Below are 14,632 nucleotides of genomic sequence, written 5' to 3'. Positions count from 1 at the left end.
TGTCCTCCAAAAATTCGATTTTATTTCCTTAAAAAAGGGTATATTATAAAAATAAATACTATTAATAAACGATGCCTCCGTATAATTGCATCACAATTCGATTTTGGTCAATTTGAAATTTCATCGACAAAAGAGCTCTGGCCCGAATTTGTGATAGCTACTAGAGGCTTTAACTTCTACCAGTGAATGTTTATGGGCACGCCTTAGATAGAAGTTGAATATTTCCGTTCTCGAACGGTTTCATAATCGAGGGGATGATAATTTTGGATTCAGGCACACATTTCGTTATGGGAATTGCCATTGGGGGCCTAGCGCTTGTTGATCCCGCTGTCGCAACTCATCCAATGACATTTACCGCTGTCATGGCTGGAACAATCATTGGGCAGCAAGCACCAGATATTGATACGGTTTTGAAACTCCGCAACAATGCAATTTATATACGCCATCACCGCGGGATTACACATTCGATACCTGCTGTTTTATTATGGCCTCTATTAATAACAGGCGGACTTGCGATTATTTTACCTGATGCCCATATATTTACCGTTTGGCTATGGACCCAAATTGCCGTGTTTTTACATGTTTTTGTCGATATTTTCAATGCTTACGGAACACAGGCTTTGCGGCCTTTTTCGAAAAAGTGGGTAGCCCTTGGCGTCATAAATACGTTTGACCCATTTATTTTCGGCATTCATTGTGTCGGCATTTTACTTTGGTTATTTGGTGCAGACCCCGTCATGACATTTAGCATCATGTATATGATTATTTTCGTTTATTATATTTTGCGTTTTGCCCTTCAGAAAGCGATCAAGTCCGCCGTTCATCGTGAATTGCAAGATGAAGAGTTTGTTATTGTCGCACCTACTATGCGCTTCTTCCATTGGAAAGTCGCCGCAAAGTCAAAAACGCATTTTTACGTAGGCCGCGCTTATCGAAGAACAGTCAATATTTACGATAAGTTCAAAATCGAGCCTATTCCAAAAACAGAGCTCGTTGACAAGGCGATACAAGATCCTAATCTTGATGCGTTTTTATCTTTTTCCCCCCTTTATCGTTGGGAAATTTCCGAGCTTGATAATGGGTTGACGGAGCTTCGTCTGATCGATTTGCGCTATCGCAGCAATGACCGTTATCCATTCGTTGCAGTGGCTCATTTAGATGACGGGCTTAATGTCGTCAATTCCTATACCGGATGGATTTTCACGGAGGAAAAATTGCAAAAACGGCTGCAAATTGGCGCCGGAAATGAATAGACGGGAAAACCACCAGCTTAAACTGGTGGTTTTAGTTTGCCGTATCCTCACCATCATTTAATAAATGAGCATACTTCGGGTTTTTCGCTGCAAATAAGTGCAGCTTATCACCATAGCTTTCAATTAATTGACTTACTAAATTACCCGTATATTCCGGCCCCCGGTAATCTGCTCCCGCTTTTGCCGATGTCGACTCAAAATCGCTGCATAATAACTCTACCCATGTCCGAGCACGGCCTGTCGATAAATTGGGGTTTTTCGCCAATAATTGCTCCATCAATTTTTCATATAATGCTTCCATATTATTTGCCTTCTTTCATCGGGCGTAAAATCGATACAGGCAACGCTTCCTCAAAGCGGTCTGAGCCTAATCTGTGCCCCCACGCAAAACGTCCCTTTAAGTAATCAACCTGGAAAAATTCGCCGGGTGATCCGTTTATACGATACATTTCTCCTGGGTTAATTGTCGATAGATCGACTAAATACGCTTCCGCCATCAATGCTTTGCGCTCAAAAACGGCATATTCATTTACAATGCCTAACTGCTCCGCTTTTCTTGCGCGTTCACGCAAATTCGCAATCTCTTGGCGTAATTCCTGTTCGGACATCGCACTATAAGTAAACTCATTCATTTTGCTTTTGCTCCTTTTGTTCAATATATTCATTAATTTTCTCTATCGGAAAGCCCTTCTGATAAAGTGCTTGTTTTACTTTTTGATGAAGCTCAAAACCGGTTAGCTTCGATGCATACTTGCGCCAAATTTTATCGCCTTGGCTTTCAATTAACACAGCCCATTCATCCTCATGGCGTTCAAGCGTAATTTGCTCGAGTATTTCAGACACGATGGAATAGGAATAGCCTTTACGAAGCAGTATATCCTGAATTTTTTGCTTCACTTGTGTCGGTGTTTTGTTCCCGTTTGATCGGACCGCCTTTTCCGCCAGCTCCATTGCAAGCTTTAGCTGCTCATCATGATTGAATGTCGCCAGCACTTGCTGCTGCAGATTTTTATCGATGCCTTTTTTCATTAAATCTTGGCGAATCGCTGCCGGCCCTTTTTTTGCTGTGCGCTTTCTTGTTTCGAGCAATGCCTTTGAATAGCTTTCATCATTCAGAAAGCCTAAACGTGTCAGTTTATGAATCGCCTCTTGCACAACAGCTTCCCCATGCCCCGCTTGCAGGAGCTTTGTTTTCACTTCATGCTCGCTTCGCATCTGAAAGCTTAAAAAATTCAATGCCTTATTAAACACCTTTGCAATTTCATCTTCATATTGTATTTCATCTATTTCCATCTGCTCAAGTACTTTGCCTTTTTGCAGACCGAAATTAATAAGTGTACCTTCATCGACCGCAAATGCATATTGCTCATTCAAATATATATTGTAGCGCTGCTGATTATTTTTTTGCCGGCCGATTTTTGTAATTATTTGCATAGTGTACACCTCACATTAACAATGTATATTCTAGTATACATGTTTTTACTTTCTCTTTCATGAAACGGTATACTGAATTTAATAGATTTTAGCGGAGGAAGGTGTTAGTTATGAAAATTGCAATCGCTGGCGGAACAGGCATGGTTGGTCGAAAATTGAGCAAGCTGCTGCTTGAACTTGGACATGAAGTAATAATTTTAACACGCGGTGAACAGTATATGAAGGACGGCATTCATTATATACAATGGCTAAAGGATGGAACAACACCCGAATTGTATGTTGAAAATATAGATGCATTCGTCAATTTAGCAGGTGTGTCACTGAATGATAGGCGCTGGACGAAAGAGCAAAAACAAAAGATATATGATAGTCGCATGGAATCAACCGATGAAGTAATACGTATTCTGCAAAAATTGCAGCATAAACCGAAAGTTCTCGTCAATGCGAGTGCTGTAGGGATTTACCCGATTTCGCAAACAGCGATTTACACAGAACAGTCAGATGAAAAAGCGACGGATTTTTTAGGAACGGTTGTAACGCATTGGGAAGAAAAAGCGCAAAAGGCAGAAAAACTCGGCATTCGCACTTGCCTATCAAGATTTGGCGTTATTTTAGCAAAAGATGAAGGTGCGCTCCCAATGATGGTGCTCCCATACAAGCTCGGTGTTGGTGGAACAATCGGATCTGGCAGGCAATGGCTTAGCTGGATTCACGTAGAGGATGTTGCACGCGCACTGCTTTTTGTAATCGAAAATGAAAATTTGTCAGGACCGATTAATTTTACAACACCTAACGTTAAACGAATGAAAGAATTCGGAAAAGCGATTAGTAAAGCGTTGAATCGCCCGCATTGGCTTTCTGTGCCTAGCATTGCTTTAAAGCTGGCTCTCGGCGAAAAAAGCGTTCTCGTACTTGAAGGCCAACATGTATTGCCTGAAAAATTGCTGAACGCGGAATTTGAATATCGGTTCGTATCTGTTGAAGAAGCAATTCGTGATTTATATTCATTACATTAAGGTTTAATTGCTCCTGCATTTTTTCATCCGCTCAATCATTGCCGTACGGATGTTGTTCTCTTACAGTGAATTTCTATGATTCAGCATGGAACACGGACTTCCACTGAAGGAAGATGGATGAATAAATCACCGCATTTCACGCAACCTACTTTGTAAAAGGAGGTTGCTTTTTCATTGAAAAAACATATTTTAGGGATTAGCTTCGTGTTAGTCGCCACATTTATTTCCTTTATATCTGTTGCAAAAGCCGAAGAATTCCATTGGGGCTTCAAACCAAGCCGCAATGGCGAGACTGTGGAAATTGGGGAACCGCTTGAGTCTATGTTAAGTAAATATGGCGCGCTTTATAAAGGCAATGAGGAGAAAAAAATTGTCTATTTAACATTTGATAACGGCTACGAAAACGGCTATACCGAAAGCATTTTAAATACGTTACGGAAAGAAAACGCCCCAGCTACCTTTTTCTTGACTGGACATTATTTGACGAGCGCGACCGATTTAGTGAAAACGATGATTAAAGATGGCCATATTATCGGGAATCACTCTTACGGTCACCCGAATATGGCGCGTCTATCTGCAAATGAAATGGTAAAGGAATGGCAGCAGTTCGATAATAAACTAAACGAATTGACAGGTGTGAAACGGACATATTATGCACGCCCGCCTGAAGGCATTTTTAATGAACAAGTATTAAAGGTCGGCAATGAGGCGGGATATCGCCATATGTTCTGGTCGATCGCCTTCAAAGATTGGCTCAAAGATGAAAGGCGCGGCGCTCAATATGCTTATGATGCACTAATGGGTCAGCTTCATCCAGGGGCGATTATTTTAATGCATACGGTTGCACAAGATAATGCGGAAGCACTACCAAAATTTATAAAAGATGCAAAGGCGCAAGGTTACACATTTGGTTCATTGGACGATTTAGTGCTGGAAAATGAAAAAATATCCCCTTATTAGTGAAGTTGCGTTCCTTTCTTTTCATCGCATTTTCCGTTATACTGAAATGATGAAGAAAAGAAAGTGACTCGCACTTGATGTTGGTGCGAGTCACTCTATTTAAAGGACGTGTAAACTTGAGTGAAATAAAAATGGAAGTCGGACAAAAATTCCCATTGACGATTAAACGCCTCGGTATTAACGGTGAAGGTGTTGGATTTTATAAACGGAATGTCGTATTTGTCAAAGGTGCGATTCCTGGAGAAGAAGTAACAGTAAAATTAACAAAAGTATCACCGAAATTTGCGGAAGCTGAAATTATGGCAATTCGTAAAGCAAGTGAATTTCGCCAAGAGGCTCCTTGCCCTGTATATTCTGAATGCGGTGGTTGTCAATTACAGCATATGACTTATGACGCGCAGTTAATGAATAAGCGCGATATCGTCGTACAAGCATTTGAGAAATATGCGAAGGAAATTGCTGAAACTACTGAAATCCGCCCAACTATCGGCATGGACAATCCTTGGAATTACCGTAATAAATCCCAATTCCAAGTACGCAAAGAAGGCAAGCGTGTTTACGCAGGTCTTTTTGCAGAAGGGACAAACGAGCTTTTAAATATTAATGACTGTCTTGTACAGCATCCTGTAACATCAAAAATTACTGTGGCAACACGCAAAATTCTGCAAAAGCTAAACATAACAATTTATGATGGAAAAACATTAAACGACCTAGTCCGTACTATTGTCGTGCGTACGGGGGTGCGCTCTGGCGAAACACAAGTATGTCTTGTTACGACTCGCCATGAGCTGCCACATAAAAAAGAACTGATCGAGCGCATTAAAAAGATTGACCCTTCAATCGTTTCTATTACACAAAACGTCAACCGCGAGAAAACATCGTTAATATTTGGTCCAGACACTTATATTTTAGATGGAAAAGAAGCGATCCATGAAAAATTGGGCGAATTCGCATTTGATTTATCAACTCGCGCATTTTTCCAGCTTAACCCTGAACAAACAGTGCATTTATACAATGAAATCAAAAAAGCTGCAGCACTGACAGGGAAGGAAAATGTTGTCGATGCATATTGTGGAGTCGGAACAATCGGTATGTGGCTTGCAGAAGGTGCCCGTGAAGTGCGCGGTATGGATAATGTCGATGAAGCAATTGCTGATGCGAAATACAATGCGCGCACAAATGAAAATCTGCAGCATGTACGTTTCTTCCCGGGCTCTGCGGATAAATGGCTATTCCGCTGGTCAAAGGAAGATTACCGCCCAGATGTCATTTGTGTGGATCCTCCCCGTACAGGATTGGAGCCAGGCTTCATCAGAACAGTATTGAAAATAAAACCAAAGCGCTTTGTCTACACATCTTGCAATCCTTCCACACTGGCACGTGATTTAAAGGAATTATCTAAGGCCTACAATGTTGAATATATTCAACCGGTCGACATGTTCCCGCAAACAGCACAGGTCGAATGTGTCGTGAAACTGACATTAAAAAAATAATAATTACTACACCTTCACAGATTGAATCATTTCATTTTGTGAAGGTGTTTTTGTTGCTATCATTTTGTTAAACTTGCCAATATGTCAAAAATATCGCAATATTAAATCAAATACATTTTCGGGGGTATACAGATGGGGAGAATTATTCATTTTGAAATTCATGTTGATAATATGGAACGCGCAAAAGATTTTTACCACACCGTTTTTGATTGGAATTTCGAGGACTATAGTGAGTATGCTGGCATGCCGTATTTTGGCGCCATTACAGGAGATGATCAATATCCAGGAATCAATGGCGCATTAATGCAACGGAATGGCGATGCACCAGCAGAGGGACAGAGTGTCAATTCTGCAGTTTGCACACTTGGCGTTGAAAATTACAATGAAACCGAGGCGAAAATTTTAGCGAACGGCGGCAAAGTTGCTGTACCGAAATATGCGTTGCCTGGTATGGCGTGGCAAGGCTATTATCTGGATACTGAAAATAATATTTTCGGAATTCATCAACCAGACCAGGAAGCGAAGTAAAACAAAAGCGACGATTTTTTATAGGCTTCGTCATCCATTTGGAAAAAATCCATTTAGCAACCTCCCCATTTCTCTATTTTTTCGTGTAAAATAGAAATGCGGGGAGGTATAAACATGAAAAATTCTCTTTTTGTAGCTATTACATTTGTCGTTTCCTATTTGGCGATTTCGTCGCTTGGCAAAGTTATTTTCCCGAGCAATGATGAAAACTCCGCAACTTCGGCAAGTTCACTTCAAGCAGCTGTTACATTTGGCGGTGTAAACTATTTAAATGTATTCATCTACATAATTTTAGCAATGATTTTAACAGCAATTGTATTCTTTTCAGTAAAAAGCAGACGTTCCAATTAAGAACGCCTGCTTTTTTATACGGCTATTTTTTCGATTTACCGAATATTAGGATTAATACGGCGACAGTTAATAGCATCATCGAAATGACAAATAGAAAACCGTTGTCCGGGAAAATCTCCAAATATACCCCGCCTAAAAATGGTCCTGTCAAACTCCCCAAGCTAAAGAAAATGCCGCATAGCAGATTTCCGGTCGGCAACAGCTCTTTCGGTGTCAAATCGGTCATATATGTGATGCCAAGCGAGAACATCGAGCCTACACACATTCCCGCACATAAAAAGACGGCCGCTACGAATAGCTCGGAATGCTCAAAAAAGCTGCCTGTTAAGAAAAATGCGCTTCCGACGAGCAGCCCTGAAATAATCACTTTCCGACGCCCAATTTTATCCCCTAATGCGCCAAGCGGAAATTGCATCAAAATCGCGCCAATTGAAAAGCAAGCTAAAATAATCGATACAAAAGCTAAATCGAACTCTTTCCGCAACGCATATACAGGGAACAATGCATTTAGCGACGATTCCAAAAACCCATATACAAACGGCGGCAAAAAGGCAATCCAGCCATACTTTATTGCTAGCTTATAGCGTGTAAAGCCAGTTTGGTTTGCGTCCCCGACTAAAGCTTCCGGTTTCTCATTTTTCAAGATAAACACTAAAGACCAAGCTGCTAAACATAAAGCCGAAGACACGATAAACGGAAAGCTTTCCGAAATTTTAATTAGCGGGACAAATAATGGGCCAACAGCAAAGCCTACACCAAAAGATATGCCGTAAATCGACATGCTTTTCCCTAATTTATGTGAAGCGGTTGTTGATGTAATCCATGTTTGTGTTGAAAAATGCAGTGCATGATCCCCAATGCCGATTAACAATCGGAGGATAAACCAAAACATGACACTTTTCCAAAATGGAAATAAAAATAACGACATGAAAACGAGTGCGCCGCCGCATACGATAATCGGTTTATAGCCATATTTACGCAATGGCTGCTCGATAAATGGCGAGATTAATAATGTTCCTATGTATAGACCTGTCGCATTTAAGCCATTGAGTGTTGAGGATACCCCATCCCCTTCAAAAATGACCGAAATAAGCGGCAGAAGCATTCCTTGTGAAAAGCCCGAAATTGATACGATAATAACTAAAATGATAAATCTGCGTTGATCATAGCTCATTTTATTGTTCTCCTTAATTCATACGATTCATCGTATCATAGCTTTAAAAAAAGGGGGAGCGATTTTTTGCAAAATTCAAAAGCCCTAGCCAACTTTATCTCTAAAAGTTAACTAGGGCTTTAAATATCACTTAATTCCATTCTGCGTTGCATAAACAGTCGTATCGACAAATTAATATGTCGAAAATGTTTAAACGTCCTCCTTTTTTATGAGTTTGCCTATACATATTTTTTCCGACCATCTCCCTTTTATTAAGTATGCATTTACTTTACCATAACACTTCATTAATGTAAATATTCAAAATACATAGAATTTTAAAATAATTAACAAGTACTATACAATTTCCTGTTTTTTAAAACAACTTTAATAGTTAAGTTGCATATATATTATAGGTTGTCGTTTAACTTTTATAAATGGTCGTAGTATAATGGATGTAAACACAAAAGGAGAATCATACACAATGAAGCCAATCACAAATAAAGAGCAGCAAGTAACGTATTTAAAAGAACGTTTAGAAATCTTCCTTGAGGTGTTAGATGCTATTGATCCTGAAACGACTGAGCTTGAAGATATTGATCGCTTAATTCAAATGATGGACGACTTAGAAGATAAAATGGAGCAATTCCAAAAACGCGAGGAATAATAAATAGCTCTAGCAATGTCTCTTTTACTGGCATTGCTTTTTTTCATTCTTTTGACTGCTTTTGCTATTATTCGCCCAATTTTCATTCATTTCGATTACCTTTCATGTAAGCGCTCTTTTTTTTCTAATTTAAAAGAGTTATAATATAAGATGGATTATTAAGAAAGACTTGACTATCACAAATCGTGATAGTTGCTGTTCTAACTTATGTCGATCATTCAATAATCGACAAAAATAAACATATTTTTCTGGGGGGAAAAATAAGATGGCATACTTAGAAGCTTTAGAAAAAAGCCTTTATTCTTTAGTAACTGAAACATCTACAAACTTACCAAAAGACGTTCGTCGCGCTATTAAAGCTGCAAAAGAAGCAGAAAATGCTGGTACTCGTGCAGCAATGTCTCTGGACACGATTACTACAAATATCGTAATGGCGGAAGATAACGTATCTCCAATTTGTCAAGATACTGGTCTACCAACATTTAAAGTATATACTCCGGTTGGCGTAAACCAAATCGAAATTAAAAAAGCTATTCAAACTGCAATCGCTGCAGCTACTGGGGATGCAAAATTACGTCCAAATTCAGTTGATTCATTAACTGGGAAAAACTCTGGAACAAACATTGGTGCTGGTCTTCCGGTAGTAAAGTTTGAGCAATGGGAAAATGACTATATTACAGTGAAGCTTATTTTAAAAGGCGGCGGCTGTGAAAACAAAAATATTCAATATTCTTTACCTGCAGAATTAGAAGGTTTAGGCCGCGCTGGTCGTGACTTGGACGGTATCCGTAAATGTATTTTACACTCAGTATGGCAAGCACAAGGACAAGGCTGTTCAGCTGGTTTCATCGGCGTCGGTATCGGTGGTGACCGCTCTTCAGGTTATGATCTGGCAAAAGAGCAGTTATTCCGTCATGTTGATGATGTGAATCCAATCGAAGACTTAGCAAAATTAGAACAATATATTGTAGAAAAATCAAATACATTCGGTGTTGGTACAATGGGCTTCGGCGGTGAAGCAACATTACTAGGTTGTAAAATCGGCGTAATGGACCGTTTACCAGCTTCATTCTTCGTATCTGTAGCTTACAACTGTTGGGCTTACCGTCGTATGGCAATCGATATCGATCCAGCGACTGGCGAAATCACGAACTGGCATTACCAAGAAGGTGAAAAAATCACTTTCCGCGACGAAGAAAAACAAGACAATTCGGACAACAAAGTAGTTGAACTTGTTGCACCGATTACAGAAGAGAAAATTCGTTCACTTAAAGTTGGGGACGTAGTAAAAATTTCCGGACGTATGTACACAGGCCGTGACGCAATCCACCACCACTTAATCGGTGAAGGTGTAGAAGCGCCAGTAGACTTGAATGGTCAAATTATTTATCACTGTGGTCCGGTAATGGCAAAAGACGAGGCGGGCAACTGGGTCGTAAAAGCTGCTGGTCCTACTACTTCAATTCGTGAGGAGCCATACCAAGGCGACATCATGAAAAAATTCGGTATTCGTGCTGTTATGGGTAAAGGCGGCATGGGTCCAAAAACGCTTAAAGCATTAGAAGAACACGGCGGCGTATACTTAAACGCTATCGGTGGTGCTGCACAGTACTACGCAGACTGCATCAAGTCGGTCGATGGTGTAGATTTGATGGAATTCGGTATTCCTGAAGCGATGTGGCATTTGACAGTCCAAGACTTCACTGCAGTTGTAACGATGGATTCCCACGGGAACTCATTGCATGCTGATGTAGAAAAATCTTCTTTAGATAAACTGGCCATGCATGCTGAACGCGTGTTTTAATATTAATAATAGCGACTTGTCCCTATAACGGGGGCAAGTCGCTTTTTATAAACATTCGGCAATTGCAATATTATGATTATCTCCATCTTCATAATAATCCCCTATGTTATATTAATTAGGAATATATATACAGGTGATGAGGCATGTTTTATATAAAAATACTTATCAATGCAATCTTTATATTTACCCAAATTAATGTCAGTACGAAATACCAATATAAACGCAGTCTCGCTATTGCTATTGTATACACAATCTATATCATTTCAATTTCCCCTTATGTTACACTTCAATACATTTATTTGTATATTTGCTTATTGCTATGGATATTTTTTGCGGCAAGCTTTTTAATGCGGAATCGAATATTTAGTTCAACAAAAAAGTAGCACAGATGTAAGGGATTACTACCTTTCTGTGCTACTTTTCAATTTATTGAACTAATGGTGCTTTGTCTGCTGGTTCGTTATAAATTTTTGTATCGAGGTCTTTTGTTACACGGCTTGATACAACCCCCGAAACCATTGATCCGCTTACATTAAGTGCTGTACGGCCCATATCGATCAAAGGCTCAACAGAAATTAGAATACCCGCCAATGCGATCGGTAAATCCATTGCCGATAATACTATAATGGCCGCGAATGTCGCTCCCCCGCCGACACCAGCCACTCCGAATGAACTAATTGCCACGATTAAAATTAATGTGGCGATAAAGCCCGGTGATAATGGATTGATTCCTACTGTCGGGGCAATCATTACAGCCAACATCGCTGGATATACACCCGCACAACCATTTTGTCCGATTGATAAACCGAATGAACCCGCAAAGTTGGCAATTCCATCTGGCACACCGAGACGTTTCGTTTGTGTTTGGATATTTAAAGGCAATGCCCCTGCACTTGAACGCGAAGTGAAAGCAAATAGCAATACTTCTGCTGTTTTTTTCAAATATGTTAAAGGGCTTAAACCAGTTAAAGCGACGATAACTAAATGCAATAAGAACATAGCGATTAATGCGGCGTACGAAGCAAGGACGAATTTTCCTAAGTCCATGATCGCTCCCAAATCGCTTGTCGCTACTGTACGCGCCATAATTGCCGCTACGCCATATGGAGTTAAGCGTAAAATAATGCGCACAACCCCCATTATTAAACCGTACAGTGCTTCAATACCCTTTTTCACATTTTCCGCTGTCTCTTCTTCTTTGCGGCGAAGCGTTAAATAGCTAAATCCTAAAAATGCTGCGAAAATTACGACTCCAATTGTTGAAGTGGCGCGTGATCCTGTTAAATCTGCAAATGGATTCGCCGGGAACATCGATAAAATTTGTTCAGGCAAAGTTGTCACTTCTGCTGAACGCTCTACTAACGATTCACCTCGTGCAATTTCCGCATCCCCATGAATAATTTGCGATGCATCTAAATCAAATATAACTGTTGAGGCGATTCCTAAACTAGCCGCTACCGCCGTTGTTCCGATTAATACAGATAAAATAACAGCTGCAGCCTTCCCTAAGTTTTTCCCAAATGTCACTTTTGTGAATGCCGTTAATATTGATATGAAGACTAAAGGCATTGCAATCATCTGCAGTAATCTTACATAACCATTGCCAATGATGTTATACCATGGCATCGACTCTGTAATCGTATCGGATTCTACTCCGTATGCAAGTTGCAAGCCTACTCCAAGCAATATCCCTAATCCTAAAGCAATAAAAACACGATTAGAAAATTTAACATGCTTTGTATGCAGGAAATATAAAAATGCAGCAACAAGCAGCAACAAGGCAATATTAAGTAAAACGAATAAATTCAACTTAAACTCCTCCAATTTATAAATTGTACTTCATAATATTACTCTATAATTCTTATAAGTCAAGTGGGAATTGATTATTCCTGTTGATTGTATGTTATTTACAAATCACGTCCTCTATATTATAATAATTCTAAATAAAAAATGATTATAAACTAAATGAAATCCATTATCATTTGTTTTAACAATGATTTTCATTATCAAGGAGGTACTTATGAAAAACTCTAATCGAGAAAACTTATCATTAAATGAGAAAATTGCCGAACATAAAGAATTGATTGCTGCTTTAGTTTCCGGTTTTATCATATTACTCGCATGGCGAATGGATTCTACCGAGCAAACAACAGCTGCTGTAATAGCTTATTTAACAGCCTTTTTAATCGGCGGCTACGCGAAAGCAAAGGAAGGTATTGAAGATACAGTTGAAAGCAAATCTTTAAATGTAGAAATTTTAATGATTTTAGCTGCCATCGGTTCCGCTATAATCGGATACTGGATGGAAGGTGCGGTATTAATCTTTATATTTGCCTTAAGTGGGGCTCTTGAAACATATGCGATGAATAAAAGCCATCGTGAAATTTCTTCCTTAATGGGTCTGCAGCCGGAAGAAGCATGGCTTGTACGCGGAGGATTTGAGCCGATTAAAGTTTCTGTAAAAGATCTAAAAATAAACGATCATATTTTAGTAAAGCCAGGCGAACGCATTCCTGCTGATGGGAAAGTTTTCAAAGGGATTTCGACTGTTGATGAAGCTGCAATTACAGGTGAATCGATGCCAATTACGAAAAACATTGACGATGATGTGTTTGCGGGGACAGTAAACTTAAATGGCGTATTGACAGTCAATGTGACGAAGCCAAGCACCGAAACTTTATTCCAAAAGATCATTACGCTTGTACAATCCGCGCAAAGCGAAAAGTCCCCATCCCAACAATTTATTGAACGCTTTGAAGGGGTGTATGTAAAAGGGGTTTTAATTACTGTCGCTTTAATGATGTTTTTACCCCACTATTTATTAGGATGGGATTGGACGACAACTTTCTACCGTGCAATGGTTTTATTAGTCGTTGCTTCCCCATGTGCATTGGTCGCAGCTATAATGCCTGCCACACTTTCCGCCATCTCAAATGGGGCTAGAAATGGGATATTAGTAAAAGGCGGGGTGCACTTGGAGCATTTAAGTGCGCTACGTGTACTGGCCGTTGATAAAACCGGAACACTCACACAAGGAACACCTGTCGTAACAGATTTTATCGTCCGTGAAGATTTGAATGAGAAGGATACATTGGCTTTAATAGCGGGAATTGAAGCACAATCAAACCACCCGCTCGCACAGGCCATTACATCCTATGCCAAAAAGCGCAACATTCTCATTCCACAAAATATTATGATTGAAGATATCCCAGGCTACGGAATGAAAGCCGAGTCCGGGCAAAACCGCTATACAATCGGGAAACCAGATTTTGTTGGAAATGATTTAGCTCACGATTTTGCAGACGGGGCATTAAACGACTTAGGCAATGAAGGAAAGACCGTTGTATTTTTAAAAGATCATAAAGGAATTGCTGCCCTTATTGCAATGAAGGATATAGTACGGGATGAGGCGAAAAATGCTGTTGTTGCACTTAAAGAGCTTGGCATTGATGTCATGATGCTTACAGGGGACAATGATACAACGGCAAAAGCAATCGCAAAAGAAGCGGCTGTAACGAACTATATTGCAGAATGCCTGCCCGAAACAAAGGTCGAGCATATTCGAAACTATAAACAATCGTCTGGACATGTCGGTATGGTAGGTGACGGTATCAATGATGCCCCTGCCTTGGCTACTGCTTCAGTGGGGATTGCCATGGGCGGCGGCACAGACGTAGCACTTGAGACAGCCGATATAGTGCTCATGAAAAATGACTTATCGAAAATCGCCTATGCGGTAAAACTTTCACGAAAAATGCAGCGAATTGTGAAACAAAATATCATCTTTTCGCTGACGGTCATAGCACTGCTCATCATCTCGAATTTCTTTCAAGCTATCAGCCTTCCAATCGGTGTCATCGGGCATGAAGGAAGCACCATTTTAGTTATTTTAAACGGCTTGCGCATGTTGAGTAAAAATGTATAAAAGATTGTTCGTAAAGGCGCTCTGTATCCGCAATGCGCCTTACCTTTTCTT

Annotated in this window: 14 protein-coding genes; 9 read left to right on the top strand and 5 right to left on the bottom strand. The window is 40.0% G+C overall.

Annotated features, from left to right (window positions below; all coding sequences use genetic code 11):
• The first annotated feature begins 263 nt into the window (after positions 1 to 263).
• Positions 264 to 1,253: a metal-dependent hydrolase gene (locus ACTHOQ_RS11465; protein ID WP_440496281.1), complete on the top strand. Its 990-nt coding sequence runs from the start codon at positions 264 to 266 to the stop codon at positions 1,251 to 1,253.
• Between the two features lie 31 nt (positions 1,254 to 1,284).
• Here the strand turns inward: ACTHOQ_RS11465 and ACTHOQ_RS11460 are convergent, their stop codons facing one another.
• From ACTHOQ_RS11460 to recX, 3 genes are read right to left on the bottom strand one after another with little or no spacing between them, the layout of a single operon-like run.
• Positions 1,285 to 1,554, bottom strand: coding sequence for a YfhJ family protein (locus ACTHOQ_RS11460; protein WP_440496280.1), 270 nt, complete (start codon positions 1,552 to 1,554; stop codon positions 1,285 to 1,287).
• 1 nt (position 1,555) lies between these two features.
• Entirely contained in the window at positions 1,556 to 1,885 is a 330-nt protein-coding gene (locus ACTHOQ_RS11455; RefSeq protein WP_440496279.1) for a YfhH family protein, read from the bottom strand.
• On the bottom strand, positions 1,878 to 2,687 hold the full coding sequence (recX, locus tag ACTHOQ_RS11450) for a recombination regulator RecX (RefSeq protein ID WP_440496278.1): 810 nt from the start codon (positions 2,685 to 2,687) through the stop codon (positions 1,878 to 1,880). The genes ACTHOQ_RS11455 and recX overlap by 8 nt, the downstream gene beginning before the upstream one ends.
• A 110-nt stretch (positions 2,688 to 2,797) precedes the next feature.
• Here recX and ACTHOQ_RS11445 point away from each other — a divergent pair, with 110 nt between their 5' ends.
• The 5 genes from ACTHOQ_RS11445 to ACTHOQ_RS11425 all read left to right on the top strand — a co-directional run bounded on the left by ACTHOQ_RS11445 (position 2,798) and on the right by ACTHOQ_RS11425 (position 7,035).
• Entirely contained in the window at positions 2,798 to 3,703 is a 906-nt protein-coding gene (locus tag ACTHOQ_RS11445) for a TIGR01777 family oxidoreductase (RefSeq protein ID WP_440496277.1), read from the top strand.
• Between the two features lie 174 nt (positions 3,704 to 3,877).
• The gene (locus ACTHOQ_RS11440) at positions 3,878 to 4,663 is read left to right on the top strand and encodes a polysaccharide deacetylase family protein (RefSeq protein ID WP_440496276.1); all 786 of its coding nucleotides are present in this window, start codon (positions 3,878 to 3,880) and stop codon (positions 4,661 to 4,663) included.
• Between the two features lie 131 nt (positions 4,664 to 4,794).
• Positions 4,795 to 6,156: a 23S rRNA (uracil(1939)-C(5))-methyltransferase RlmD gene (rlmD, locus tag ACTHOQ_RS11435; protein ID WP_440496299.1), complete on the top strand. Its 1,362-nt coding sequence runs from the start codon at positions 4,795 to 4,797 to the stop codon at positions 6,154 to 6,156.
• Between the two features lie 132 nt (positions 6,157 to 6,288).
• Positions 6,289 to 6,684, top strand: coding sequence for a VOC family protein (locus tag ACTHOQ_RS11430; RefSeq protein ID WP_440496275.1), 396 nt, complete (start codon positions 6,289 to 6,291; stop codon positions 6,682 to 6,684).
• A 114-nt stretch (positions 6,685 to 6,798) separates the two neighbouring features.
• Positions 6,799 to 7,035 carry a carboxypeptidase gene (locus ACTHOQ_RS11425; RefSeq protein ID WP_440496274.1) on the top strand — a complete coding sequence of 79 codons (237 nt, stop codon included), beginning with the start codon at positions 6,799 to 6,801 and terminating at the stop codon, positions 7,033 to 7,035.
• A gap of 22 nt (positions 7,036 to 7,057) precedes the next feature.
• Here ACTHOQ_RS11425 and ACTHOQ_RS11420 read toward each other — a convergent pair whose 3' ends face one another.
• A complete protein-coding gene (locus ACTHOQ_RS11420) occupies positions 7,058 to 8,209 on the bottom strand; it encodes an MFS transporter (RefSeq protein WP_440496273.1) in 1,152 nt (383 codons plus the stop codon).
• A gap of 460 nt (positions 8,210 to 8,669) precedes the next feature.
• On the opposite strand from ACTHOQ_RS11420, the gene ACTHOQ_RS11415 reads away from it, so the two are divergent.
• Together ACTHOQ_RS11415 and ACTHOQ_RS11410 are read left to right on the top strand one after the other, a co-directional pair.
• Positions 8,670 to 8,852, top strand: a complete 183-nt coding sequence (locus tag ACTHOQ_RS11415; protein WP_440496272.1) for an SE1561 family protein — start codon at positions 8,670 to 8,672, stop codon at positions 8,850 to 8,852.
• Positions 8,853 to 9,117: 265 nt separating this feature from the next.
• On the top strand, positions 9,118 to 10,656 hold the full coding sequence (locus ACTHOQ_RS11410; protein WP_440496271.1) for a fumarate hydratase: 1,539 nt from the start codon (positions 9,118 to 9,120) through the stop codon (positions 10,654 to 10,656).
• Positions 10,657 to 11,082: 426 nt separating this feature from the next.
• On the opposite strand, the gene ACTHOQ_RS11405 is transcribed toward ACTHOQ_RS11410, so the two are convergent.
• Positions 11,083 to 12,465, bottom strand: coding sequence for an L-cystine transporter (locus ACTHOQ_RS11405; RefSeq protein WP_440496270.1), 1,383 nt, complete (start codon positions 12,463 to 12,465; stop codon positions 11,083 to 11,085).
• 211 nt (positions 12,466 to 12,676) lie between these two features.
• Here ACTHOQ_RS11405 and ACTHOQ_RS11400 point away from each other — a divergent pair, with 211 nt between their 5' ends.
• Positions 12,677 to 14,581 (top strand): heavy metal translocating P-type ATPase, encoded by a 1,905-nt coding sequence (locus tag ACTHOQ_RS11400; protein WP_440496269.1) that lies wholly within the window; start codon positions 12,677 to 12,679, stop codon positions 14,579 to 14,581.
• Positions 14,582 to 14,632 lie beyond the last annotated feature (51 nt).

The organism is Solibacillus silvestris (assembly GCF_051967575.1).
In the GTDB taxonomy this organism is placed as follows: Bacteria; Bacillota; Bacilli; order Bacillales_A; family Planococcaceae; genus Solibacillus; species Solibacillus silvestris_B.
The sequence above is the reverse complement of the archived record's forward strand: the minus strand, read 5'-3'. Positions and strand labels throughout refer to the sequence as shown.

Bases quoted from the DNA above. Each gene is read 5' to 3' on its own strand.
- ACTHOQ_RS11420 (WP_440496273.1), bottom strand. From the start codon at position 8,209: ATGAGCTATGATCAACGCAGATTTATCATTTTAGTTATTATCGTATCA.
- ACTHOQ_RS11415 (WP_440496272.1), top strand. From the start codon at position 8,670: ATGAAGCCAATCACAAATAAAGAGCAGCAAGTAACGTATTTAAAAGAA.
- ACTHOQ_RS11445 (WP_440496277.1), top strand. From the start codon at position 2,798: ATGAAAATTGCAATCGCTGGCGGAACAGGCATGGTTGGTCGAAAATTG.
- ACTHOQ_RS11410 (WP_440496271.1), top strand. From the start codon at position 9,118: ATGGCATACTTAGAAGCTTTAGAAAAAAGCCTTTATTCTTTAGTAACT.
- rlmD (WP_440496299.1), top strand. From the start codon at position 4,795: ATGGAAGTCGGACAAAAATTCCCATTGACGATTAAACGCCTCGGTATT.
- ACTHOQ_RS11425 (WP_440496274.1), top strand. From the start codon at position 6,799: ATGAAAAATTCTCTTTTTGTAGCTATTACATTTGTCGTTTCCTATTTG.
- ACTHOQ_RS11455 (WP_440496279.1), bottom strand. From the start codon at position 1,885: ATGAATGAGTTTACTTATAGTGCGATGTCCGAACAGGAATTACGCCAA.
- recX (WP_440496278.1), bottom strand. From the start codon at position 2,687: ATGCAAATAATTACAAAAATCGGCCGGCAAAAAAATAATCAGCAGCGC.
- ACTHOQ_RS11400 (WP_440496269.1), top strand. From the start codon at position 12,677: ATGAAAAACTCTAATCGAGAAAACTTATCATTAAATGAGAAAATTGCC.
- ACTHOQ_RS11460 (WP_440496280.1), bottom strand. From the start codon at position 1,554: ATGGAAGCATTATATGAAAAATTGATGGAGCAATTATTGGCGAAAAAC.
- ACTHOQ_RS11430 (WP_440496275.1), top strand. From the start codon at position 6,289: ATGGGGAGAATTATTCATTTTGAAATTCATGTTGATAATATGGAACGC.